The sequence below is a fragment of the Streptomyces wuyuanensis genome (assembly GCF_900103455.1).
Taxonomy (GTDB): domain Bacteria; phylum Actinomycetota; class Actinomycetes; order Streptomycetales; family Streptomycetaceae; genus Streptomyces; species Streptomyces wuyuanensis.
Window position 1 is genome coordinate 98,748 of the sequence record NZ_FNHI01000020.1, and the last position, 20,738, is coordinate 119,485.

Below are 20,738 nucleotides of genomic sequence, written 5' to 3' on the forward strand. Positions count from 1 at the left end.
CGGGTCCGACCGGACACCGCATCGAGAGTCGCAGCCACCGCGGGCCGCGGTCCGGCAGCTCACTCGTGCCGCCGGATCCCGCCCCCTCGGCGCACGCGTTCACCGGGGCGGGCCCGACGCCGAAACCACGAGGCCAGAAGTGTGCGGCAGCGGCTCCGGCACGGGCCGGCGCCCATCGCGCCGGCGAGCGCGCTGCGGCGACGGGGGCGCGTTCGAGGAACGCTCGAAGATGGTTTATCGTTCATCTAGACGTGGGTCGCAGACCGCACCACCGGTGCCGGTGCGCCCACCCCGTGAACGGCCCCGGCCGGCCTCCCCCGACCGGCCGGGGCCATCTCTCCTCCCCGCCGCGTCGCACTTCCCCGATTCGTACCGCTCCCCGCTACTCCCGTCGGCCCGTCGTTGCCGGCCGGCGGCCCCTCCCCGGGCCTCATTCCCCCGGCGGAGCCACCACGGGCGTGGCGGCCAGGACGTCGTCGATCGTGTCGGCCTCCGCCGCCGGCTTGTCGGGACGGTGCCGCAGGACACGTGCGAACCGCAACGCGACACCGGCGGGATAGCGCGTGGAGCGCTGCAGACCGTCGTAGGCGATCTCGACGACGAGTTCGGGACGCACCCGCACCTGGAAGCCGTTGTCGTCGACCGCCAGCTCCCGCAGCCGTTCCGTCTGCCAGCGGAGCATCTCGTCCGTGAGGCCCTTGAAGGTCTTGCCGAGCATGACGAACCCCCCGTCGGCGGCCCGCGCTCCCAGATGGAGGTTGGACAGCAGTCCCGTACGGCGGCCGTGCCCCCACTCCGCGGCCAGTACCACCAGGTCGAGGGTGTGGACGGGCTTCACCTTGAGCCAGGAGCGGCCGCGGCGCCCGGCGACGTAGGGCGCGTCCAGACCCTTGACCATCACACCCTCGTGGCCGCGGTCGAGCGTGGCGGCGAGGAAGTCCTCCGCTGCTTCGCGCTGGGCGGTGGAGGCGGGGTCCTCGACGACGAACCTCCGGACCCGCATGGGCTCGGGAACCAGCGCGGCCAGCTCGGAGTGCCGCTCGCGGCCCGGCAGTTCGAGCACGTCCCTGCCCTCGATCGCGAGGATGTCGAAGAAGACGGGTGACAGCGGGACCGCGGCGGTGGCGGCCGCCACGTCCGTCCTGGAACCCACCCGGGAGGCGATGTCCTGGAAGGGGAGGGGCCGGCCCGCCGGATCGAGCGCGATCACCTCGCCGTCGAGGATGAAGCGGTCCCCCGGCAGCCCCCGCACCGTCTCGACCACGTCGGGAAGCCGGGCGGTGATGTCGTCGAGGGACCGCGTGTGGATACGGACGTCCTCGGCCGAGCGATGGACCTGGATGCGGACGCCGTCCAGCTTCTCCTCCACGGAGCAGGCGCCCACGGCCCGGACCGCGTCCGCCACCGACGCCGAGGTGTGGGCCAGCATCGGCTGTACGGGCCGGCCCACCTGCAGCCGGAAGGACGAGAGCGCCGCCGGCCCTTCCGCCAGAACCGCCTCGGCCACGCGGGGAAGGGAACCGTCGAGCATCACCGCCCGCCGGACCTCCCCGGCCGGAGCACCCGCCGCCTTGGCCACGCCCTCGAGCGCCACGGCGTCGAGCGCGCCCTGGCGCACTTCGCCGGTCAGCAGCCGCACCAGGAACTCCTGCTCGGCCCCGGTCGCGGCGGCCATGAGCGCGCCGACGAGCCTTCTGCGCTCCGCCTGGGCGCCCGGGCCCGCGACCCGGGCGAGCGCCGTGAACGCCGCGTCCGTCTCCTCCACGGTCAGTACGGGTGCCCCGGCGGGCTCGGGCCGTTGGCCGAGGAGGCTCCAGCCGACGCCGAGCCGTCCCTGAGGAAGCCGTCCGGCCAGATACGAGATGACGAGCGCGGCCTCCTGCGGCCGGGCGTCACGGAACAAGGAGGCCAGGGCTTCGACCTTCCGGGTGCGGGACGGCTCGGCAGCGATCTGCCGGGACACGTCGGCGAGGCGGGCCAGCAGCATGCGGCCATCGTGCCCGCAGAAGCCCCGCTCTGCACGCCGGTGCGCTCGGGCGGGTCCGGAGAAGAGCGGCCGGCTCGGTGCTTCGGGCGGGCCGGTGTCGGCGGGGCCGCTATACGGGGCGGGCAGCGCGGGCAGCGGGCCGGGTCGGCAGGCCCGGCACCTCGGGCGGGCAGGCCGGTGCGTCGGGCGGGCAGTCCGGCGATGCGGCGACAGGGAGCCGACGCACCGGGGCTTGGGGGGGTGGGGGTACGGGACTTCCGCCGCCGTACCGGACGCGCCCTCACCGCCACGGCATCCGCCGGAGTTTCCGGAAGATCTCCTCTTGGCCGTCTGAACACCTCCCATCCTTTGCTCAACTCCCCTAATCTGCCGAGGATTTGCTCCACTCCCGACACAGGCAGGGGACCATGAGGAAGCTCTCGCGTACGGCAGCGGCGTCAGTCGCCGCGGCCGCACTGGGTGTCGCGCTCGTACCGGCACAGGCGCCCGCAGCGGCGGCAACAGGCTCCGAGTCGGCGGCACCGGCGTACTCGTCGACGACCTCGGTCGGCGTCCACAACGCGTACGAGAAGTCGAAGTACCCCTACTTCGCGGACGCCCTGGACTCAGGTGCGGGAATGCTCGAAATCGACGTGTGGACGAATGTGTTCGGCAAGTCCTTCCGGGTGGCCCACGACAATCCGGTGGGCAACGACAACAACTGTGTGAACGCCTCGACCGCTGCCGAGCTGCGCAGCAAGTCCCGCAACCGGGATCTCGGCGGCTGCCTCTCCGACATCCGTGCCTGGCACGACGCGAACCCCGGACACCGGCCCATCCTCCTCAAGGTGGAGATGAAAGACGGCTTCCAGAACAAGTACGGCCGGGGCCCCGCCGCGCTGGACGCACTTCTCACCGCGCGGCTCGGCGACGCGCTGTACCGGCCCGCCGAACTGGCGGCGGGTCACCCCGACCTCGACGCCGCCGTCCGGGCGCGCGGCTGGCCCTCCCGCTCCGAACTGGCGGGGAAGTTCATCGTCGAACTCATCCCCGGCACGGTCGAGCAGGAGAACCCGTTCGACACACTGTGGACGGACCGTGAGTACGCCACCCATCTGCGGAGTCTCGCCTCTGCCGGCAGGCTGCCGGACGCTTCGGCCTTTCCCGCCGTACTCGGTGCGCAGAGCGGCGATCCGCGCGGCCGCTACGCGGACGCCTCCCTCCGCCCGTGGTTCGTCGTCTTCGACGGGGACGCGTCCCTCTATGCGGGCGGCTCGATCGACACCGCCTGGTACGACCGGAACCACTACCTCGTCCTCATGACGAGCGCCCACGGCGTGCCGCCCGCGATCGACAGCACGCGCCCGACGGAGGCGCAGGCGCGCGACCGCCTGGCTCTGCTCGCCGGGCGGCACGCGAGCGTGGTCTCGTCGGACTGGTACACGCTGCCCTCGGTCCTGTCGACCGTGGTCGCCCGTGGCACCGCCGACGGCACGGCAGCCCGCGCCCGGCGGTAGACCCGAACGCCGGGGGTTCCGAACGCGTCGCAGCGGTTCGTGGCGCCCGCGTCAGCCGGTGCGCGACGGGGAGGCCCTGCACGCCGGCGCCACCGGGCCGGCTGCCCTTGACCCGGGCCCGGACGGCGCTCGGTGCCGGGCCTCCCCGTCCCCACGGCAGGCGGCCGGGAGGCTCGCGTCGGGCCGGGGCCCGATCCGCCACCCAGGACGGGCTTCGTTTGCCGGAGCAGTCACCCGTCCGGTCCTCGCTCCCGCCTCCGCTCCGGCGCCGAGCCGGATCCGTATCCCGGACTCGGTCCCGGAGGGAGACGGTCGTGAAGCACCGGCCTCGGGCCCGATTCGGGGCTCGGGCACGGAACCTCCGTGGGGCAGCGTGCCGGCGTCCGGCAGGGAGCGGGGCCTGGGCAGCGCACCGCCGGCCGTCCCTGGGCCGGGCTCACCGGAAGCCGCTCCGGGGCCCGGGCCGACATCGGCGGCCCGGGGGACCGCACGGCCGGGGGCGGAGCGGCGGGCGCCCGGGAGCTTCCGCCGGTCGGGATCCGGGAGCCTTCGCCGGTCGGTGGCCGGACGGGGTGGCGGACCCGAGGCACGGGCCTCGTCCAGCGACAGCGCCAGACTGATCCGATGCCAGCGGACCTCGTCGGCATCCTCCGCCAGCAGGAGGCGGTCCGAGATCGCGCGCACGATCGGTGACGCCGTGCGGCCGTAGGGCGGTTCCGGGCGCAGCCGCTCCAGGCATGCCCGCTCATGGGGGTCGCCCACGATCTCCGCCAGTAGGACGGTATCGAGGAGCGACGCGATGGCGGCGGCGCGGCACCAGGGGTCGTCCGCCAGCCGGAGCAGGACGCCGAGGCGGCGCCCGCGCCAGTTGCGGGCTCGCCAGTCGTCCCCCTCGTCGACTCTGGCGCGAAGTCCCGGCGGGAGCTTTCCCGCCAGCAGATCGGGATTCCTCTCGGCGAACTCCCGCAGTTCGGAGGCCAGATAGAGCCACACCACCGCCCGGTAGCGGTTCAGACGGAACCGGATGGGAGTGAGGTGCCCGGTACGGGCGAGTTTGGTGAAGCGGGCGGAGGTGGTCGACATGAGCCCGGCCGCCTCCGCCGTGCCGACCGTGTGGACGCGATCACGCAGGAGCCGGGGGAAGCCGTCGGCCCTCCGAAGCCTCGCGATCTCCGCCTCGGTCACGCTCCTCCGCCCGGACGTCCTGCCCGCCGGGGTCGTGCGGACGTGACCGAGCTGCACCGCGAGCTCGAACTCCCCCCGCTTCAGCTCCAGCGCCGCCGCCGCTCGGCGCCAGGGCACGGTGCTCGCGGAACCGGGCTCCGGGCCGGCGCAGGCAACGTCACCCGCGCCGATGCGGGCGCCGTGGTCCGGGCCGGGCGCCGTGGCGCGGTCGGCCGTCCGCCGGCCCCTGAGCATGCCCGTGGTCGTGTCGTCGCTCATCGCGGTCTCCCCCGTACAGATCGAATACTCTCTGTGACGACCGTAACCCCGAGCGACGACTTCCCGCTCTGCCCTGTGGACAACTCCCGACCGAGGGCCGACGACATGCGGTCATGGTCCCGCAAGGCCGTCCCGCAGTGCGCCCCGGAACAAGCAGGCCCGGAGCACGCGGCCCCTGAACCCGCGAGCCCGGCGAGCGCCCGGGCCGTGTCCCGGGGGCAGGGACGAGCGGCGGACGGTCTCAGAAGTCGGACACCGTCACCGCGCCAGGCTGCCGCGCGGCCACCGCCAGATGCTCCCCCACCCGGTTCACCAGCAGCGTCATCTCGTAGGCGACCTGGCCGACATCGGCCTCCGCCGCACTGAGCACGCACAGACAGCTGCCGTCGCCCGCGGCGGTGACGAAGAGCATCGCGTCGTCGAACTCCACCATGGTCTGCCGCGCCCTGCCCGCCTTGAAGTGCCTGCCCGAGCCCCGGGCCAGACTGTGCAGTCCGGACGAGACGGCGGCGAGGTGCTCCGCGTCCTCCCGGGCGAGTCCCGTGCTCGCCCCGGTCACCAGGCCGTCGTTGGACAGCACGAGTGCGTGCCGTATGTACGAGACCCTCTTGGTCAGGTCGTCCAGGAGCCAGTCGAGCCCCTTGTCCGCTGCCATGTACATTCCTCCCCGTTCATGTGTTCGTGTTCCCCCGTGTCGCGGGTAAGCCTTGCGCACTGTCCGCGTCCCGGCAAGGAGTCATCACGGGCGCACGGCAGCGGAGAGTTGACTTTCCCTCACCACGGGTCGCGTCCGAGGATGTGTCCCATGGCGAGAAAGATGTCTCATGACGAATGGCGGGCGTTCCTGGGCCAGGGCACGCGCACCGCGAAACTGTCGACGGTCCGGGCGGACGGCAGCCCGCACATCGCCCCCGTCTGGTTCCTCCTCGACGGCGACGACGTGGTCTTCAACACGGGGAAGGAGACGGTGAAGGGGCGGAACCTGGCCCGCGACGGCAGGGTCGCCCTCTGCGTCGAGGACGACCGTCCCCCGTTCTCGTTCGTGGTCGTCCAGGGCCGCGCGGAGCTGAGCGAGGAGCCGGAGCAGTTGCGGCAGTGGGCCACCCGGATCGCCGCACGCTACATGGGTGAGGACCGCGCCGAGGAGTTCGGTGCGCGCAACGGAGTGCCCGGTGAGCTGCTGGTACGGGTGCGCGCCGAGAAGGTCCAGGCCATGGCGGACGTGGCCGGCTGACGGCCTCTCACCCGGCCGCCGGCAGCGGCCGCCTCCTTCGACTCCTCACCCCACCGAGTCGAGCAGCCGGGCGGTGTGCATCCGCCCGGCGTACTCGACCAGCCGGATCAGCACCTCCTTCCCCGAATCGCGGTCGCGCGCGTCGCAGAGCACGACCGGGGTGCCCCGGTCCAGGTCCAGCGCACGGGAGACCTCGTGCGCCCCGTAGGTCCTCGCCCCCGGGAAGCAGTTGACGGCGACGACGAACGGGATGCGCCGGTGCTCGAAGTAGTCGACGGCGGGAAAACTGTCCTCCAGACGCCTGGTGTCGGCGAGGACCACCGCTCCGAGTGCCCCCTGCGAAAGCTCGTCCCACAGGAACCAGAAGCGGTCCTGTCCGGGCGTCCCGAACAGATAGAGGGACAGCCCGGAGCGGATCGTGATGCGCCCGAAGTCCATGGCGACGGTGGTCGTCGTCTTCTGGTCGACTCCCCCCGTGTCGTCGACGCTCTCGCCCGCCTCGCTGAGCTGTTCCTCCGTGCGCAGCGGCCGGATTTCGCTGACCGCTCCGACGAGGGTCGTCTTGCCGACGCCGAACCCGCCGGCGACCAGTATTTTCAGCGCGAGAGCGGCGGTGTCTCCGCCGATGCCGCCAGAGAGCTCGGGGGCCATCGATCACTTCTCCCAGTGGGTGTGCGCCGACAAGTGGCAGGAGTAGCCCCAGGTCACGGCCGTCCCGGCCGCCTCGGGGAAGGCCGGCCGGGAGGGCCGGCGCCAGCACATCTGTTCTGTGAACGTGAGCAGTATGGCAACCGGAGCCACAGGCGGGGCGCCTGGATCGCTTTTTGCGCCATGTGACTGTTCCAGGCTGAAAAGCTGTCCGGATCCCTTCGAATTTCGTGTGGCCGCGACAGTTCGACGGAGGGAGGCTGGATACACGGACGCTATTACGACGGCTGTCCCGACGAGCCGGTGCCGGCGTTTACCACTGCGCCGGCAGGGCACTCGGAACGTCCCGTCCCTCGCATGCCCCTATTCCATGGGAGGCGATTCGCCGTGCAGGCCGACGACACCCAGGCACCCCACGTGCGAGCCCCGCACACCACGTCCCGGGAGGACCGATCACTGCCGCGCCGGGACGGCGTGACCAGAATCGTCATCGTGGGTGCGGGGTTCGCCGGCCACCGCACGGCAAGGGCCCTGTCCCGCACCCTGGCCAAGGAGCGGGTCGAGATCGTCCTGCTGAACCCCACCGACTACTTTCTGTATCTCCCGCTGCTGCCGCAGGTGGCGGCCGGAATCCTGGAGCCGCGCAGGGTGACCGTCTCCCTCGTCCGCACCCTGCCGCGGGTGCGGCTCGTGCTGGGCGAGGCCACGCGGGTCGATCTGGCAGGGCACCGTGTGCACTACACGGACCCCGAGGGGACGCGGGGAGAGCTCGCGTACGACCGGCTCGTGCTCGCCGTCGGAAGCGTCAACAAGCTGCTTCCCATCCCCGGTGTGAGCGAGTACGCGCACGGCTTCAGGGGACTGCCCGAAGCGCTGTACCTGCGCGACCACATCGTCCGGCAGGTCGAGATGGCGGGCGCCGCGCCGCACGCCGACGAGTGCGGGGCCCGCTGCACCTTCGTCGTGGTCGGCGCCGGTTACACCGGCACGGAGGTGGCGGCCCAGGGCAAGATCTTCACGGACGAACTGCACGCACAGATGTCCCGTCCGAAGGAGCCGTTCGGCCCGGCCTGGCGCTCCCCCGACACCAGGCCGCGCTGGCTGCTGCTCGACATCGCGCCCCGGGTACTGCCCGAACTCGACCGGCGGCTGTCGGAGACCGCGGACCGGGTGCTGCGCGCCCGGGGCGTGGAGGTCCGCACCGGCACCTCCATCAAGGAGGCGACGCCGGACGGGGTGCTGCTGGACGACGGCGAGTTCGTCCCGACCCGGACCCTGGTGTGGTGCGTCGGGGTACGGCCCGATCCGCTCGTGGCCGACGTCGGGCTGCCGGTCGACCGCGGCAGGCTGCGGGTGACGGCCGAACTGAACGTGCCCGGTCATCCGGACGTGTTCGCCTGCGGTGACGCCGCCGCCGTACCGGATCTGACCCGGCCGCTGCCGGGCGACGACGGCGACGGGAACGGAAGCGGCTACGAACTGACCCCGATGACCGCGCAGCACGCCACCCGTCAGGGGGACGTGGCCGCCAACAACGTCGCGGCGTCGCTCGGATACGGCACGGCACGCGCCTACCGGCACCACGATCTGGGCTTCGCGGTCGACCTCGGCGGTGTCAGGGCGGCGGCCAATCCGCTCGGCGTTCCGCTGTCCGGACTGCTCGCCGGAGCCGTGACCCGCGGCTACCACCTGGCGGCGATGCCGGGCAACCGGGTGCGGGTGGCCGCCGACTGGCTGTTGGAGGCCGCGCTGCCGCGCCAGGCGGTGCAGCTCGGTCTCGTCAGCTCCTGGTCGGTGCCGCTCGACACCTCGTCGCCCGAGGTGGCCCGGCTGCCGGGCCGGTCCCGGCAATGACGGCACGACGAGGCCACGCGAACCGGTCACAGGACCACCCCGCGAACGGAGTGACATGCGCTACGAAGAACTGACGGAACTGGCCCAGCAGTTGCGGGTGGATTCCGTCCGAGCGGCCGACGCCGCGGGTTCCGGGCACCCGACGTCCTCGATGTCGGCGGCCGACCTCGCCGCGGTGCTCCTCGCACACCATCTGCGCTACGACTTCTCCGACCCGGAGAACCCGGCCAACGACCGGCTCGTCTTCTCCAAGGGCCACGCCTCGCCCCTGCTGTACTCCCTCTACAAGGCGGCGGGCGCGATCGACGACGAGGAACTGCTGACGTTCCGCAAGCGGGACGGCCGTCTCGAGGGCCATCCGACGCCGAGGCTGCCCTGGGTGGACGTCGCCACGGGCTCGCTCGGACAGGGCCTCCCGGTCGGGGTGGGGATGGCACTCGCCGGCACGTACCTCGACCGCCTCCCCTACCGGGTGTGGGTGCTGTCCGGGGACAGCGAGATGGCGGAGGGCTCCGTCTGGGAGGCCGCCGAGCACGCCGCGTTCGAGAAACTGGGCAACCTGAAGCTGATCGTCGACGTCAACCGGCTCGGGCAGCGAGGACCGACCCGCCACCAGCACGACCTCGGCGCCTACGCCCGGCGCCTACGGGCGTTCGGCTGGCACACCATCGAGGTCGACGGCCATGACGTCGAGGCCGTCGACAAGGCCCTCACCGAGGCGGTCGAGGTGGACGAGCGGCCGACGGCCGTCATCGCGGCCACCCGCAAGGGACGCGGCGTCGCCGCCGTCGAGGACCAGGAGGGCAAGCACGGCAAACCGCTGCCCGACGCGGAGGCGGCGATCGAGGAACTGGGCGGGCCGCGGTTCGTCCGGGTGGAGGTCGAGCCTCCCCCGGCGGCGAGCGCCCGACGCGTCCGGGACCGGGAGCCGCTGGAGCTACCCCGGTTCGAGCTCGGCGCGGAGGAGGCCACCCGCACGGCGTACGGACGGGCCCTGGCCGCGCTCGGTTCGGCGCGGGGCGACGTGGTCGCGCTCGACGCCGAGGTCGGCGACTCCACGCGCACGGAGTACTTCGAGAAGGAGCACCCGGACCGGTACCTCGAGTTCTACATCGCCGAACAGCAGCTCGTGGCGGGAGCGGTCGGCCTGCAGGCGTGCGGCTGGGTGCCGTTCGCGTCGACGTTCGCCGCGTTCCTCACCCGCGCCCACGACTTCGTCCGCATGGCAGCGGTGAGCCGGGCCGGCATCAATCTCGTCGGATCGCACGCGGGCGTGTCGATCGGCGAGGACGGGCCCTCGCAGATGGGCCTCGAGGATCTGGCCATGCTCCGGTCCGTCCAAGGGTCGACGGTGCTCTACCCGTGCGACGCCAACCAGACCGCCCGGCTGGTGGCGGCCATGGCGGATCTCGACGGTGTCCGCTATCTGCGGACCACCCGCGGGGAGACGCCCGTCGTCTACGGTCCCGACGAGGAGTTCCCGGTCGGCGGCAGCAAGGTGCTGCGCAGCGGTGACGGCGACAAGGCGACGATCGTCGCCGCGGGGGTGACGGTCCACGAGGCGCTCCGTGCCGCGGACGCGCTCGCCGCGGACGGCATCCCGGTCCGGGTCGTCGACCTGTACTCGGTGAAGCCGGTGGACGTGGAAACGCTCAACGACGCCGCCGGGGCGACGGGATGCGTACTCACGGTGGAGGACCACCGCCCGGAGGGCGGGATCGGCGATGCCGTTGCGGAGGCGTTCTCGGACGGGCGTCCCGTGCCCAGGCTCGCGCGGCTCGCCGTGCGCGGCATGCCCGGCTCCGCGACGCCCAAGGAGCAGCTGCACGCCGCCGGGATCGACGCGGAGTCCATCGCTGCGGCCGTGAAACTGCTCGTGGAGAGGATCGTCGCCCACTGAGGAGCCCCACGCCCGGCCGGCCGATCCGCGAGTGCCCCGTCCGGCCGTGCCGGGGTCTACCGGCCGGCGGAGCGGGGTACCCGCGAGCCATGAGCACCACAACCGTGCGTGCCGGTCGCCGTACCGTGGAGGTCCACCGACCGGAGAAGGTCCTGTTTCCCGCCGACGGTTTCACCAAGGCGGACCTCGTCGGGTACCACCGCGAGATCGCACCCCGCATGCTGCCGCATCTGCGCGGCCGGCCCCTGATGCTCGAACGGCTCCCCGACGGGCTCGACGGGCCCCGGTTCATGCAGAAGGAGACGCCGGAGAGCCATCCGGACTGGGTGCGCCGCGCCGAGGTCGACAAGGTGGGCGGCACGGTCACCCACACGGTCTGCGACGACACCGCGACCCTCGTGTACCTGGCCGACCAGGCGTGCGTCACGCTCCACCGCTGGCAGTCGAAGGCGGACCGCCCGGAGCACCCCGACCGGATGGTCTTCGACCTGGATCCACCGCAGGACGACTTCGAGCCCGTCCGGCGGGCCGCGCGGCTCCTTGGCGACCTGCTCGGCGAGCTCCGCCTGCCGTCGGTGCTGATGACGACGGGTTCACGGGGTCTGCACGTCGTCGTGCCGCTCAGCCGGCGTCATGGGTTCGACGAGGTCCGGGAGTTCGCGAAGGACGCGGCGGGCCTGCTCGCGGCCGCCCACCCGGAGGAACTGACCACCGAGGCGCGCAAGGCGGCGCGGGGCGACCGGCTGTACCTGGACGTCCAGCGCAACGGGTACGCGCAGACGGCGGTGGCGCCGTACTCGGTGCGGGCCCGCGAGGGCGCGCCGGTCGCCACGCCGATCGGCTGGGACCAGCTGGACGACCCCGGGCTCACGGCGCGCCGGTGGAACATCACGAACGCGGCCGAGCAGGCGGCCGCGGGCCCGTGGGAGGGTGCGCTGCGGCGCGGCAGGGCGCTGGGGCCGGCGCGACGGCGGCTGGACGGGCTGCGTCGCGACGGGACCGGCGGTTGAGCGCCCGGGTGCCCGCGCTACCGGCTGGGTCGCGAGGCGCGGGACCTCCTCATCGGCGTCGCCGTCGATCCCGGCATGCGCCGGGCGATCCGCGCCATGCCGGACGAGCGGCCGGAGATCGACGGTGTGGCCGACCTGCTGACCATGCGTCCGGGGGTGGACTCGGTACCGGTCGCCGCGAGGGTCGACCTGGTCCCGGGGCTGGACAGCGAGGGGATCGCGCTGGTGAGCGAGCGGATCAAGGAGGCGGTCGGCGACCGGTGGCGGGAGGCGGACCAGGTCTTCCTCGACATCACCGAGGCGCTGCCGCACCCCGGGCGCTGACGCGGGCGGACCACCGCCGCCGAGCCCGTCCCGCCGTGCCGGTCTCGTGGGACGGTCGAGGACGTCCCGAGGCCGGCGAGCCGGACCGCGCCCCTCCGGGCGGTCCGTGGGCGAGGGCGACGGGCAGGCGAGCCGCCTGCCCAATGCGCACCGGACGCGATTGTCACACCCCTTCGCTACGGTGCGGTGCATGGCGAACTTCGTATTGGTGGCGGGCGCTTGGCTCGGCGCATGGGCATGGGACGACGTCGTACCGGAGCTGCGTGCGGCCGGGCACGGTGTGCGTCCGCTGACCCTGTCCGGGCTGGCGGAGAAGAGCGGCGCACCCGCCGGGCAGCAGACCCACGTCCGGGACATCGTCCACGAGATCGAGGGGCACGACCTCCGGGATGTCGTGCTCGTGGGACACAGCTACGCCGGCATCCCGGTCGGTCAGGCCGCCGAGCGCATCGGCGACCGGCTCCGGCGCGTGGTCTTCGTCGACTCGAACGTCCCGTCGCACGGCGAGTCGTTCGTGACCGCGTGGCCCGACGGCCGGGCGATGATCGAGGCGTCGATGGCGGCGACCGGAGGCTTCTGGGCACCGCTGACCGAGGCCGACTTCGCGGGTCAGGGGCTCAGCGACGGGCAGATAGGCCGGCTCGTCGGCGGTGCGACCCCGCATCCCGGCGCGACGCTGACCGAGCCGGCGGTGCTGGGGCGGGGAGTAGGCGAACTCCCGGCGACGTACGTCAAGTGCCTGCTGGACGGGGCGGAACCCGGCCCCGACGTGGCCGAACTGCTGCGCGGCGAGCACTGGAGGCTGGTCGAGCTGGACACCGGACACTGGCCGATGTTCTCCCGTCCGCGCGAGCTGGCTCGGGTGCTCCTCGACGCGGTGGGCCCTGGCAGGTGACCACCGCGCCGGCGCATCCGGCCGACGGCGGCACGGAGACTCGTGGAGGGAGGCAGCCCGGCACCGGGCACTGCCCGGCCGGGGCCAGGGGCGGGCCGGCGGCTCTTCGTGCTCGTCGCCCGGGCCGTCAGCTCCCGGTGCCCGCCCCGGCGGTCCGGCGGGCGAACTCCGTGAGGAAGGCCGAGCAGAAGGCCTTCAGGTCGTCCGGCTTCCGGCTGGTGATCAGGATGTTCGGGCCCTCGCGGCAGATCCGCACCTGCTCGTCGACCCATGTGCCGCCCGCATTGCGGATGTCGGTGCGCAGGCTCGGCCACGACGTCAGCGTCCTGCCGCGCACCACATCGGCCTCCACGAGCGTCCACGGTGCGTGGCAGATGGCCGCCACGGGCTTGCCCGCCTCGAAGAACCCTCGGACGAAGGCGACGGCCTGCTCGTCCATGCGCAGGAAGTCGGGGTTGGCGACTCCGCCGGGGAGTACGAGGCCCGCGTAGTCCGACACGGAGGCGTCGGCCACGACCTCGTCGACGGGAAAGGTGTCCGCCTTGTCGAGGTGGTCGAAGGCCTGGATCCGGCCGGGCTCGACGGAGACCAGCCGCGGGGTGTGCCCGGCGCCGGTCACGGCCTGCCAGGGTTCGGTCAGCTCGACCTGTTCGACGCCTTCGTGCGCCGTGAGGAAAGCGATGTTCATGGAGCTCTGCTCTTCTCTCCCCCGCTCGCGTCGCCGGTCCGGCCCGCTCGCCGGATCGCGGCCCTGTCCGGCGGTGCGCGTACCCACGTGTGTGACCGGTATGCGGGGACCTGCGTCGTGGCGGTGGGCGACCCGCGTCGACGTCCCTCGCCCCGGCCCCGCGCTCCGGCGTCCGTCGCCATCGCGCGCCGGCCCGTACCGGTCCCCTCGCGTGGCCTTCCCGCACTCCGACGTCCTCGGCGTCGGACGCATCCCCGCCGTGCGCCACCTCGTCGGCATCCGCCGGCGTCCACCCTCGGCGGACGGCGCGGGCGGGCGCGGCGAATCACGGCCCGTGGGGTCAGGCCGTCCAGTGAGCGGGGCGGCGGAGTCCGGACGGCAGTTTCGTCGCTGCGTCTCCCCTCGCCTGCTGGAGCTGCGGCTGGGTCAGGAAGATGCTGCCGGTGAGGTCGGCCCCCGAGAGGTCGGTGTCCCTGAGGTCGGCGCCGAGGAGGTCGGCCAGGCGGAGATCGGCGCCGTGGAGGTCGGCGGCGATGAGACATGCCCCGCGCAGATCGGCGCCGTGAAGATCGGCGCCCCCGAGCCTGGCCCCCAGCAGATCCGCGCCCCTCCGGTCCTTGCCGCGACCCGGTTTGGCCTCGGCCCTGGCCAGCGCGCCGGCCCTGAGCAGCAGTTCACCCGTACGCCCGCGCAACGCGGCGATGTCGGTCGCGAGCAGCACCTCCGCGTCCCGCAGTGTCACGGCTTCGACCTCGTCGCGGAGGGCGCGCGCCGCCGCGTGCACCGGACTGGCGGCCTCCAGCCTCAGCGCGGCCGTCAAGTACCACAGCAGTTCGTGCAGTTGCCGCATCACCGGAAAGACGTCGAACATCTGCCGGGCGCTGTCCGGGGCCTGCTGCCAGCTCCGTCCGCCGAACGTCACCCGCGAGACCTTCTGTCCCGCGCCGAAGCAGTCGTAGACGGTGCAGCCGGAGAATCCGCTGCCCCGGAGCCGGGAGTGGATGCCGCAGCGGAAATCGTCACGGAGGTGGCCGCAGGGCCGGCCGGCGGGCTTGTCGGCGGCGAAGTCGGCCGAGGCCGAGAAGGGCAGCGCCACGCAGCACAGTGCGAAGCATTCCCCGCAGTCGGCACGCAGCCCCGTGGGGTCGTGGGCGGGTGCTGCGTCCTTGTTCACGTCGGTCACTGAGCCGCTGCCTCTTCCGTGATGGGTACCGGAGCTTCCCTGGTGGCTACGGCGTCCAGTCTTCCTCATCCGAACGGCCGTTCGCCTGCCCCTTCCGTGCGCCCGTGCCGCGGCACCGTCTGCGTGCGTTTGCCGGGAGGACCGCCGGGCAGGCGCCCACACGTGCTTCGGAGCCCGGGCGTGCCCCGTGCGATGCTCAGGAGTGCATGAGGCTCCGGGCGATCGGCACCGTCAGCACCGTACGAGGAGCTGAGAGTGAGCAAGCAGACGCATGAGCGCGGCAGGCATCCCCACGACGACGCCCCGGACACGGCCGACGCCTTCGCACGACTGGCCCGGCTCGCCGACGGGCGGGAGAAGACGGCTCTGCGGCAGCAGGTGGTGAGGGCCTGGCTGCCCATGGCCGACCGGCTCGCGGGGCGCTACCGCAATCGGGGCGAGGCGCTGGAGGATCTGCGCCAGGTCGCCGCGCTGGGGCTGGTGAAGGCCGTGGAGCGGTACGACCCGGACTGCGGCGGGGCCTTCGAGTCGTTCGCCGTGCCGACGATCGACGGTGAGATCAAACGCCACTTCCGCGACCACACGTGGACCGTCCACGTGCCGCGCCGGGTGCAGGACCTGCGCAACCGGGTCCGCACCGCCCGCCAGGAGCTCGCCCAGTCCGTCGGCGGCCGGGAGCCGAGCGCCGCCGAGATCGCGCGGCACGCGGGCCTGACGGAGGAGGAGGCCACAGCGGGCCTGGAGGCCCTCGACAGCTACAGCGCCCTCTCCCTCGACGCGCAGGTGCAGGGCAGCGAGGACGGCTACTCGCTCGCCGACGCGATGGGCGGCCCCGACCCGGCGCTCGACGTCGTCATCGACCGCGAGGCGGTCAGGCCCAGGCTGGACGGGCTGCCGGACCGCGAGCGGCGCATCCTCTATCTGCGCTTCTTCCGGGACATGACGCAGCGGCGCATCGCGGAGGACCTCGGCATCTCGCAGATGCACGTCTCCCGCCTGATCAGCCGCTGCTGCCGCCGGCTGCGGGACGAGATCATGCACGACGCGGTACCGGCCGCCCCCCGCGAGCCGGACTCGGCGCAGCGGCGTCCCGCGCCGCGCCGGTCTCGGCGCAGGACCTGCTCCCCCGTGCGGTAGTGACCCCTGCCGCCGGGCGCGTGACGGCGGGCGCCGCTCGTCACCCCTGGCGGTCCTCCCCGTTCCGGACGTCCGGGCCGGTACCCGCAGCACCGCCCGCCCTCCGTCCGAGGGTGTCGACGGCACCGACGACCCGGTCCCAGAACCTCTCCTGGTCGAGACGCACGGCGACGCGTGCGTTGACCGGACGGCCGAGGTAGCGGTGCAGGTCCACGACGGTCGCCCCGCGCGTGTACTCCCCGCGCAGTTCGACGGCGACGCTCGCGTCGACACAGTCCACGATCGCCGGGTCGACGACCCTGGCCACCGCCACCGGGTCGTGCAGGGGCGGCGCCGGAAATCCCCACAGCCGCCGGTAGGTGGCTGCGAAGAACGTCATCAGCTCCGCGCAGATGCGCCCCAGGTCCGTCTCCAGCCCCTCCAGCCGGGCGAGCACATCGGGGGTGACGAGTGCCTGATGGGAGACGTTGAGCCCGCACATGGTCACGGGCAGCCCGCTGCGGAAGACGATGTCGGCGGCCTCCGGATCGACGTACATGTTGAACTCGGCGGCGGGAGTGCGGTTCCCGCGTTCCGTCGAGCCGCCCATGAGCACGATCTCCCGGATGTGCGCCGCCGCGTCGGGATAACGGGTGAGCAGCAGGGCGATGTTGGTCAGCGGGGCGGTCGGGACGAGGGTCACGGGCTCCGGATGCCGGGTCAGGAGCCGGTACATGAGGTCGACGGCGTGCTCGGGGACGGTCCCGACGGTCGGTTCGCCGAAGCTCGGCCCGTCCATGCCCGATTGGCCGTGGACGTCGTCCGCGACGCGGAGTTCCCGGACGAGCGGCCGGGCACAGCCGGCGGCGATGGGCACCGAGGTGATGCCCGCGGCGGTGCAGATGCGACGGGCGTTGAGCGTCGTCTTCTCCAGTACCTGGTTGCCGGCGACCGTCGTGATGGCGAGCAGGTCGATCGCGGGGTCGCCTGCGGCGAGCAGGATGGCGACGGCGTCGTCGTGCCCGGGATCGCAGTCGAGGATGATCGGTACGGACACGGTGCTCCTCGGCGTCGGCGGCGGCGCGGGGCGCGCCGGGGTACGGGTGGCGCCGGCACCGTGTCGACCGGTACCGGCGAGGACGCGGACGGGCGGACGTCGTGGGGAACGGCCTCACCAGTGTGCCCCGGAGGACGCCGCTCGGTCGGCATCACCCGGCGCCCGGTCGGTCGCACGGAGCCGTCCGGCCGCACAGCGCAGGCTTCGCCCCACTCGGCGTTGCGGGTCCCGTGCAGGCCCCCGGCCGGTCCGCACGGCCCTTCTCCCGGTGCGCACCCTGACCGCACACGGAGTCAACCGGTCCTGTCACAGGGCCCTGAGTCCGTCGATCACCTCCCGCAGAATCCTTTCGTCGGGCAGTTGCGCGGGCGGTACGGGCATGGAGACCCTGACGTGCCCGCCCTCCAGCAGATCGCCGACGAGCACCCGGACGACCCCGACGGGCAGGTCGGCGTCCGCGGCGAGCTCCGCGACGGACTGGGTCTCGGTGCGGCACAGATCCAGGAGTGCCCGGTGCTCGGGACCCAGGAGGGATTCCGCGGCCCGGTCCGCCGCGTCGTCGGCGGCGTCGACGAGCGCGATGAGGTCGAGGCGCACGGAGCTGGGCCCGGGCTTCGTGCGCCCTCCGGTCATGGCGTAGGGGCGGACGAGCGGGCCCGCCTCCGCGTCGTACCAGCGGCTGCCCTGGAGATCCGGGTCGCCGTCGGCGGCATCGTTCATGTCGGTGGAGCCTCCCTCCGGGTCAGCCGGCGGCGGGCGGGGTCGTGGACACGCGGGGCGGGGTGCCCAGGTGCTCGCCGACGCGCTTGACGAGCCGCGCCATCTCGTAGGCGATCAGCCCCACATCGGCGGTGACGGCGCTGAGGACGGCGAGGCAGGAGCCGTCCCCGGCGGCGGCGACGAAGAGGAACCCGTCGTCCATCTCGACCATCGTCTGCCGGACCCCGCCGGTCCGGAAGTGGCGTCCCGCGCCCTTGGCGAGGCTGTGGAAACCGGAGGACACGGCCGCGAGGTGTTCGGCGTCCTCCCGGGTGAGGCCGCCCGAAGCGCCGACGGCGAGGCCGTCGTTGGAGAGCACGACCGCGTGGCGGACCTCGCCCACCCGCAGCACCAGGTCGTCGAGCAGCCAGTCGAGCTCTCCGGAGCGGGGGTGGAGGGTCCTCTCGTGGTCGATCATGCGTCGTCTCCTTCGCGGCTGTGAGCGCTGGTGTGGGTGGGACGGCCCGGGGCGGCACCGCCGCCGCGGGTCCAGCCGGCGCGGTAGGCGGTCATCCGGTCCCTGACCTGTTCCGGGGTGCGTTCCGGTGCGTCGTGTCCGGCGGGCCCGGCCGGATCCGCCGGGTCGGGCGGCGTGGCCTCTCGCAACTGGGGGACGAGGCTGGCCTGTCTGACGCGGCGCGGCAGGCCGGCCGTGTCCTCCGGGCAGGGCAGGTCCCTCCGGGCGGAGTCCTCCTGCGCCGGCGGCAGGGCGGGGGGACGCTCGGGATGCTGCGGGCGGGGGCCATCGGCGGCCGGCGACGGAGCACGGTCGCGCAGCCGCAGGGCGATGACCCCGGGCGGCGGCGGGGCGACTCCTCGGGACTGGGCCTCGATGCCGTGCCGGCCGGGCCGTGCGGCCAGGGGCCGCTCGCCGTCGGGGATCTGACGCGGCGCCGTGTCCGGCACCGCGTAGGGGGCGGAACGCGCGGGGGACGGATCGGCCGGCGCCCCGGCCGCGGGGGCCGCCGGCCCCGCGGGCAGGGCGCTCTGCAGCAGGGCCGTGGGGATCAGGACGACGGCCGTGGTCCCCCCGTAGGGCGAGGTCCGCAGTTTCACCTTGACGTCGTGGCGTGCGGACAGCCGGCTCACGACGAAGAGGCCCAGCCGGTCGCTGTCGAACAGGTCGAGCGCCTCCGACTGCTCGATGCGGCGGTTGGCGTCCGCGAGGGCCTCCTTGCCCATGCCGAGCCCCCGGTCCTCGATCTCCAGGGCGTAACCGTTGCCGACGGGTTCGCCGCTGACCCTGACCTTGGTGTGCGGAGGCGAGAACTGTGCGGCGTTCTCCACGAGTTCGGCGAGCAGGTGGGTGAGGTCGGCGACCGCGGTCCCGACCACGCCGGCCTCCGGCAGCTGCCGCACCTCCACCCGTGCGTAGTCCTCGACCTCGGACACGGCGGCGCGGACGACGTTGGTGAGCGGCACGGGCATCCGCCAGGCCCGGCCCGGTGCCGCGCCGGACAGGATGATCAGGCTCTCCGCGTGGCGGCGCATCCGGGTCGTCAGATGGTCGAGGCGGAACAGGTCGCCGAGTTCGCCAGGATCCTCGGCGCGCCGTTCCATGCTGTCGAGCAGGGTGAGCTGACGGTGGACCAGGACCTGGCTGCGGCGGGCGAGGTTGACGAACACCCCGGAGATGCCGCGGCTGAGCTCGGCGCGTTCGACGGCGGCGCCGAGGGCGGCACGGTGCACGGTGGACAGCGCCTCGCCGACCTCGGCGATCTCGTCCTGGGGCGGCGGACCGGGCGGCGCCTCGGCCCGGACGTCGATGTCCTCGCCGGAGCGCAGACGGCGCATGGCCTGGGGCAGTTTGTGGCGCGCGATCTCCAGGGCCGTGTTGCGGAGGCTGACGAGTTCGACGACGAGGGCACGACCGATGCGCACGGAGATGACGAGGGAGGCGGCCACCGCGGCCAGTCCGAGGAGGACCGCGGCACCGGCGGCGGTGAACATGCCCTGGCCGACCGGGTCGGCACGGTCCGCGGCGCCGCGCCGGGCGCTCGTCTCGATGTCCCGCATGCCGGCGCTGACGGCACCGTGGGCGCTGTCCCAGGTGGTGACGGGCACGGCCGCGGCCGCCCCCCGTCCCGCCGGCGCGGCGGTGGTGGCGTCCTCGGCGGCCCCGAGGGCCCGGTAGGCGGTCTGAGCGGTGAGTTCGCGCCAGGCGGCTCGCTCACGCGGCCGCAGGTCGGCCACCGCGGACTCGGTGAGCGCACGCCGGGTCTCCACGGCGCCGGTGAACCGCCGCAGCCGGTCGGCGGAGAAGGACTTGCCGGCCCTGGCGGCGGCGAGCAGCGCGTCCTCGCGGGCGAGCATCTCGCCGGCCCGGGTGAATTCGAGCAGGACACGGGCGTCCGAGCTCGTGCCGGAGTCCTGGACACCGGTGAGGGCGCCGGCGACGCCGAAGCCAGAGCCGATGGCGGCCGTGTACTGCTCGTAGGCGCTGTCCCAGTCCGTCCTGCCGTCGAGCACGGAGTCTCGCAGGCGGGCGAGTCCGCGGCCCTGTTCGACGAACGCGGACAGCCTCGCGGCGACGTCCCGGGGCAGATCCCCTCCGTCGGCGACGGTGTGGGACGGGTCGAGGGAAAGCCCGGCGAGAGCGGCGTCGGTGGCCCTCGCCTGCTGCTGCATCTCGGCTGCGCGCCGGCCGTCGGGCGCGGCGATCTGCCGCAGGGCGGCGCGCCGTTCGGCCTGGAGTGCGCCCACGGCATCGGCGACGGGGCCCCTGACGCGGTCCTCGACGTCCTGGAGCTGACGGAGCCCGGCGATGTCCTGGGCGGTGGTGACGGTGGCGAACCCCCACAGTGCGAGCAGGGAGACGACGGGCACCATCAGCAGCGAGATGATCTTGGCGCGTACGGTCCGGGGACGCAGCCGCAGTCGCTCCCCCGGACCCTGCGGTGCCTGCCGGCGGTGTGCGTCGGCCGGTCCCTGCGCGGCGCCGGCCTCGGCCCGTTCGTCGGCGGGCGGCCCGGCGTGGGCGCGGCGTCCGCGGAGGGCCGGCACACCGGCTGCCGCCGGTGGGCGCTCGTGCGGGGGCGGCGTCTGGGCGCCGGGCTTGCTGCGAGGTGTGCGCATGGCCTCCTCGTTCCGGGTACGGGGTGTTGGGTGCGGCGGGACGGCCGTGCGGTGGCCGGCCCGGGCCTG

18 protein-coding genes are annotated in these 20,738 nt (G+C 73.5%); 8 read left to right on the plus strand and 10 right to left on the minus strand.

The annotated features are described in order from the left end of the window. Positions 1–430 precede the first annotated feature (430 nt). Complete coding sequence (locus BLT82_RS26305) at positions 431–1,987, minus strand: ATP-dependent DNA ligase (RefSeq protein ID WP_093659116.1); 1,557 nt, start codon at positions 1,985–1,987, stop codon at positions 431–433. Between the two features lie 407 nt (positions 1,988–2,394). Here BLT82_RS26305 and BLT82_RS26310 point away from each other — a divergent pair, with 407 nt between their 5' ends. Beyond that, a complete protein-coding gene (locus BLT82_RS26310; RefSeq protein ID WP_093659118.1) occupies positions 2,395–3,483 on the plus strand; it encodes a phosphatidylinositol-specific phospholipase C domain-containing protein in 1,089 nt (362 codons plus the stop codon). Positions 3,484–3,534: 51 nt separating this feature from the next. Here BLT82_RS26310 and BLT82_RS26315 read toward each other — a convergent pair whose 3' ends face one another. Together BLT82_RS26315 and BLT82_RS26320 are read right to left on the minus strand one after the other, a co-directional pair. Beyond that, a complete protein-coding gene (locus tag BLT82_RS26315) occupies positions 3,535–4,926 on the minus strand; it encodes a DUF6397 family protein (RefSeq protein WP_093659120.1) in 1,392 nt (463 codons plus the stop codon). A gap of 241 nt (positions 4,927–5,167) precedes the next feature. Next, positions 5,168–5,581, minus strand: a complete 414-nt coding sequence (locus BLT82_RS26320; RefSeq protein WP_093659232.1) for a roadblock/LC7 domain-containing protein — start codon at positions 5,579–5,581, stop codon at positions 5,168–5,170. A 150-nt stretch (positions 5,582–5,731) separates the two neighbouring features. Between BLT82_RS26320 and BLT82_RS26325 the strand changes: the two genes are divergently transcribed. Further along, complete coding sequence (locus BLT82_RS26325) at positions 5,732–6,160, plus strand: PPOX class F420-dependent oxidoreductase (protein WP_093659122.1); 429 nt, start codon at positions 5,732–5,734, stop codon at positions 6,158–6,160. 45 nt (positions 6,161–6,205) lie between these two features. Here BLT82_RS26325 and BLT82_RS26330 read toward each other — a convergent pair whose 3' ends face one another. After that, complete coding sequence (locus BLT82_RS26330; RefSeq protein ID WP_093659124.1) at positions 6,206–6,811, minus strand: GTP-binding protein; 606 nt, start codon at positions 6,809–6,811, stop codon at positions 6,206–6,208. 471 nt (positions 6,812–7,282) lie between these two features. Here BLT82_RS26330 and BLT82_RS26335 point away from each other — a divergent pair, with 471 nt between their 5' ends. The 5 genes from BLT82_RS26335 to BLT82_RS26355 all read left to right on the plus strand — a co-directional run bounded on the left by BLT82_RS26335 (position 7,283) and on the right by BLT82_RS26355 (position 12,791). Then, complete coding sequence (locus tag BLT82_RS26335; protein ID WP_093659234.1) at positions 7,283–8,662, plus strand: NAD(P)/FAD-dependent oxidoreductase; 1,380 nt, start codon at positions 7,283–7,285, stop codon at positions 8,660–8,662. 55 nt (positions 8,663–8,717) lie between these two features. Beyond that, a complete protein-coding gene (locus tag BLT82_RS26340) occupies positions 8,718–10,562 on the plus strand; it encodes a transketolase (RefSeq protein WP_093659126.1) in 1,845 nt (614 codons plus the stop codon). 89 nt (positions 10,563–10,651) lie between these two features. Continuing rightward, positions 10,652–11,572: a non-homologous end-joining DNA ligase gene (ligD, locus tag BLT82_RS26345; RefSeq protein WP_093659128.1), complete on the plus strand. Its 921-nt coding sequence runs from the start codon at positions 10,652–10,654 to the stop codon at positions 11,570–11,572. Positions 11,573–11,647: 75 nt separating this feature from the next. Next, entirely contained in the window at positions 11,648–11,896 is a 249-nt protein-coding gene (locus BLT82_RS26350) for a cation diffusion facilitator family transporter (RefSeq protein WP_208868039.1), read from the plus strand. Between the two features lie 190 nt (positions 11,897–12,086). After that, complete coding sequence (locus BLT82_RS26355; RefSeq protein ID WP_093659130.1) at positions 12,087–12,791, plus strand: alpha/beta fold hydrolase; 705 nt, start codon at positions 12,087–12,089, stop codon at positions 12,789–12,791. 127 nt (positions 12,792–12,918) lie between these two features. On the opposite strand, the gene BLT82_RS26360 is transcribed toward BLT82_RS26355, so the two are convergent. Together BLT82_RS26360 and BLT82_RS26365 are read right to left on the minus strand one after the other, a co-directional pair. Continuing rightward, positions 12,919–13,479 carry a type 1 glutamine amidotransferase domain-containing protein gene (locus tag BLT82_RS26360; protein ID WP_093659132.1) on the minus strand — a complete coding sequence of 187 codons (561 nt, stop codon included), beginning with the start codon at positions 13,477–13,479 and terminating at the stop codon, positions 12,919–12,921. 340 nt (positions 13,480–13,819) lie between these two features. Next, entirely contained in the window at positions 13,820–14,662 is an 843-nt protein-coding gene (locus BLT82_RS26365; protein ID WP_093659134.1) for a pentapeptide repeat-containing protein, read from the minus strand. 255 nt (positions 14,663–14,917) lie between these two features. On the opposite strand from BLT82_RS26365, the gene BLT82_RS26370 reads away from it, so the two are divergent. Beyond that, on the plus strand, positions 14,918–15,799 hold the full coding sequence (locus tag BLT82_RS26370) for a SigB/SigF/SigG family RNA polymerase sigma factor (RefSeq protein WP_093659136.1): 882 nt from the start codon (positions 14,918–14,920) through the stop codon (positions 15,797–15,799). A gap of 40 nt (positions 15,800–15,839) precedes the next feature. Here the strand turns inward: BLT82_RS26370 and BLT82_RS26375 are convergent, their stop codons facing one another. From BLT82_RS26375 to BLT82_RS26390, 4 genes are all read right to left on the minus strand, one after another. Beyond that, positions 15,840–16,835 carry a nucleoside hydrolase gene (locus tag BLT82_RS26375; protein ID WP_093659138.1) on the minus strand — a complete coding sequence of 332 codons (996 nt, stop codon included), beginning with the start codon at positions 16,833–16,835 and terminating at the stop codon, positions 15,840–15,842. 306 nt (positions 16,836–17,141) lie between these two features. Next, positions 17,142–17,555: a DUF742 domain-containing protein gene (locus BLT82_RS26380; RefSeq protein WP_093659140.1), complete on the minus strand. Its 414-nt coding sequence runs from the start codon at positions 17,553–17,555 to the stop codon at positions 17,142–17,144. Between the two features lie 22 nt (positions 17,556–17,577). Continuing rightward, the gene (locus BLT82_RS26385) at positions 17,578–18,012 is read right to left on the minus strand and encodes a roadblock/LC7 domain-containing protein (RefSeq protein WP_093659142.1); all 435 of its coding nucleotides are present in this window, start codon (positions 18,010–18,012) and stop codon (positions 17,578–17,580) included. After that, positions 18,009–20,669: a sensor histidine kinase gene (locus tag BLT82_RS26390; RefSeq protein WP_093659144.1), complete on the minus strand. Its 2,661-nt coding sequence runs from the start codon at positions 20,667–20,669 to the stop codon at positions 18,009–18,011. The genes BLT82_RS26385 and BLT82_RS26390 overlap by 4 nt, the downstream gene beginning before the upstream one ends. Positions 20,670–20,738: the final 69 nt, after the last annotated feature.

What these genes read in the sequence shown, in the direction of transcription:
- BLT82_RS26305 (WP_093659116.1), bottom strand. Translation starts at nt 1,987, where the DNA reads ATGCTGCTGGCCCGCCTCGCCGACGTGTCCCGGCAGATCGCTGCCGAG.
- BLT82_RS26310 (WP_093659118.1), top strand. Translation starts at nt 2,395, where the DNA reads ATGAGGAAGCTCTCGCGTACGGCAGCGGCGTCAGTCGCCGCGGCCGCA.
- BLT82_RS26315 (WP_093659120.1), bottom strand. Translation starts at nt 4,926, where the DNA reads ATGAGCGACGACACGACCACGGGCATGCTCAGGGGCCGGCGGACGGCC.
- BLT82_RS26320 (WP_093659232.1), bottom strand. Translation starts at nt 5,581, where the DNA reads ATGGCAGCGGACAAGGGGCTCGACTGGCTCCTGGACGACCTGACCAAG.
- BLT82_RS26325 (WP_093659122.1), top strand. Translation starts at nt 5,732, where the DNA reads ATGGCGAGAAAGATGTCTCATGACGAATGGCGGGCGTTCCTGGGCCAG.
- BLT82_RS26330 (WP_093659124.1), bottom strand. Translation starts at nt 6,811, where the DNA reads ATGGCCCCCGAGCTCTCTGGCGGCATCGGCGGAGACACCGCCGCTCTC.
- BLT82_RS26340 (WP_093659126.1), top strand. Translation starts at nt 8,718, where the DNA reads ATGCGCTACGAAGAACTGACGGAACTGGCCCAGCAGTTGCGGGTGGAT.
- ligD (WP_093659128.1), top strand. Translation starts at nt 10,652, where the DNA reads ATGAGCACCACAACCGTGCGTGCCGGTCGCCGTACCGTGGAGGTCCAC.
- BLT82_RS26350 (WP_208868039.1), top strand. Translation starts at nt 11,648, where the DNA reads ATGCGCCGGGCGATCCGCGCCATGCCGGACGAGCGGCCGGAGATCGAC.
- BLT82_RS26355 (WP_093659130.1), top strand. Translation starts at nt 12,087, where the DNA reads ATGGCGAACTTCGTATTGGTGGCGGGCGCTTGGCTCGGCGCATGGGCA.
- BLT82_RS26360 (WP_093659132.1), bottom strand. Translation starts at nt 13,479, where the DNA reads ATGAACATCGCTTTCCTCACGGCGCACGAAGGCGTCGAACAGGTCGAG.
- BLT82_RS26380 (WP_093659140.1), bottom strand. Translation starts at nt 17,555, where the DNA reads ATGAACGATGCCGCCGACGGCGACCCGGATCTCCAGGGCAGCCGCTGG.
- BLT82_RS26385 (WP_093659142.1), bottom strand. Translation starts at nt 18,012, where the DNA reads ATGATCGACCACGAGAGGACCCTCCACCCCCGCTCCGGAGAGCTCGAC.
- BLT82_RS26390 (WP_093659144.1), bottom strand. Translation starts at nt 20,669, where the DNA reads ATGCGCACACCTCGCAGCAAGCCCGGCGCCCAGACGCCGCCCCCGCAC.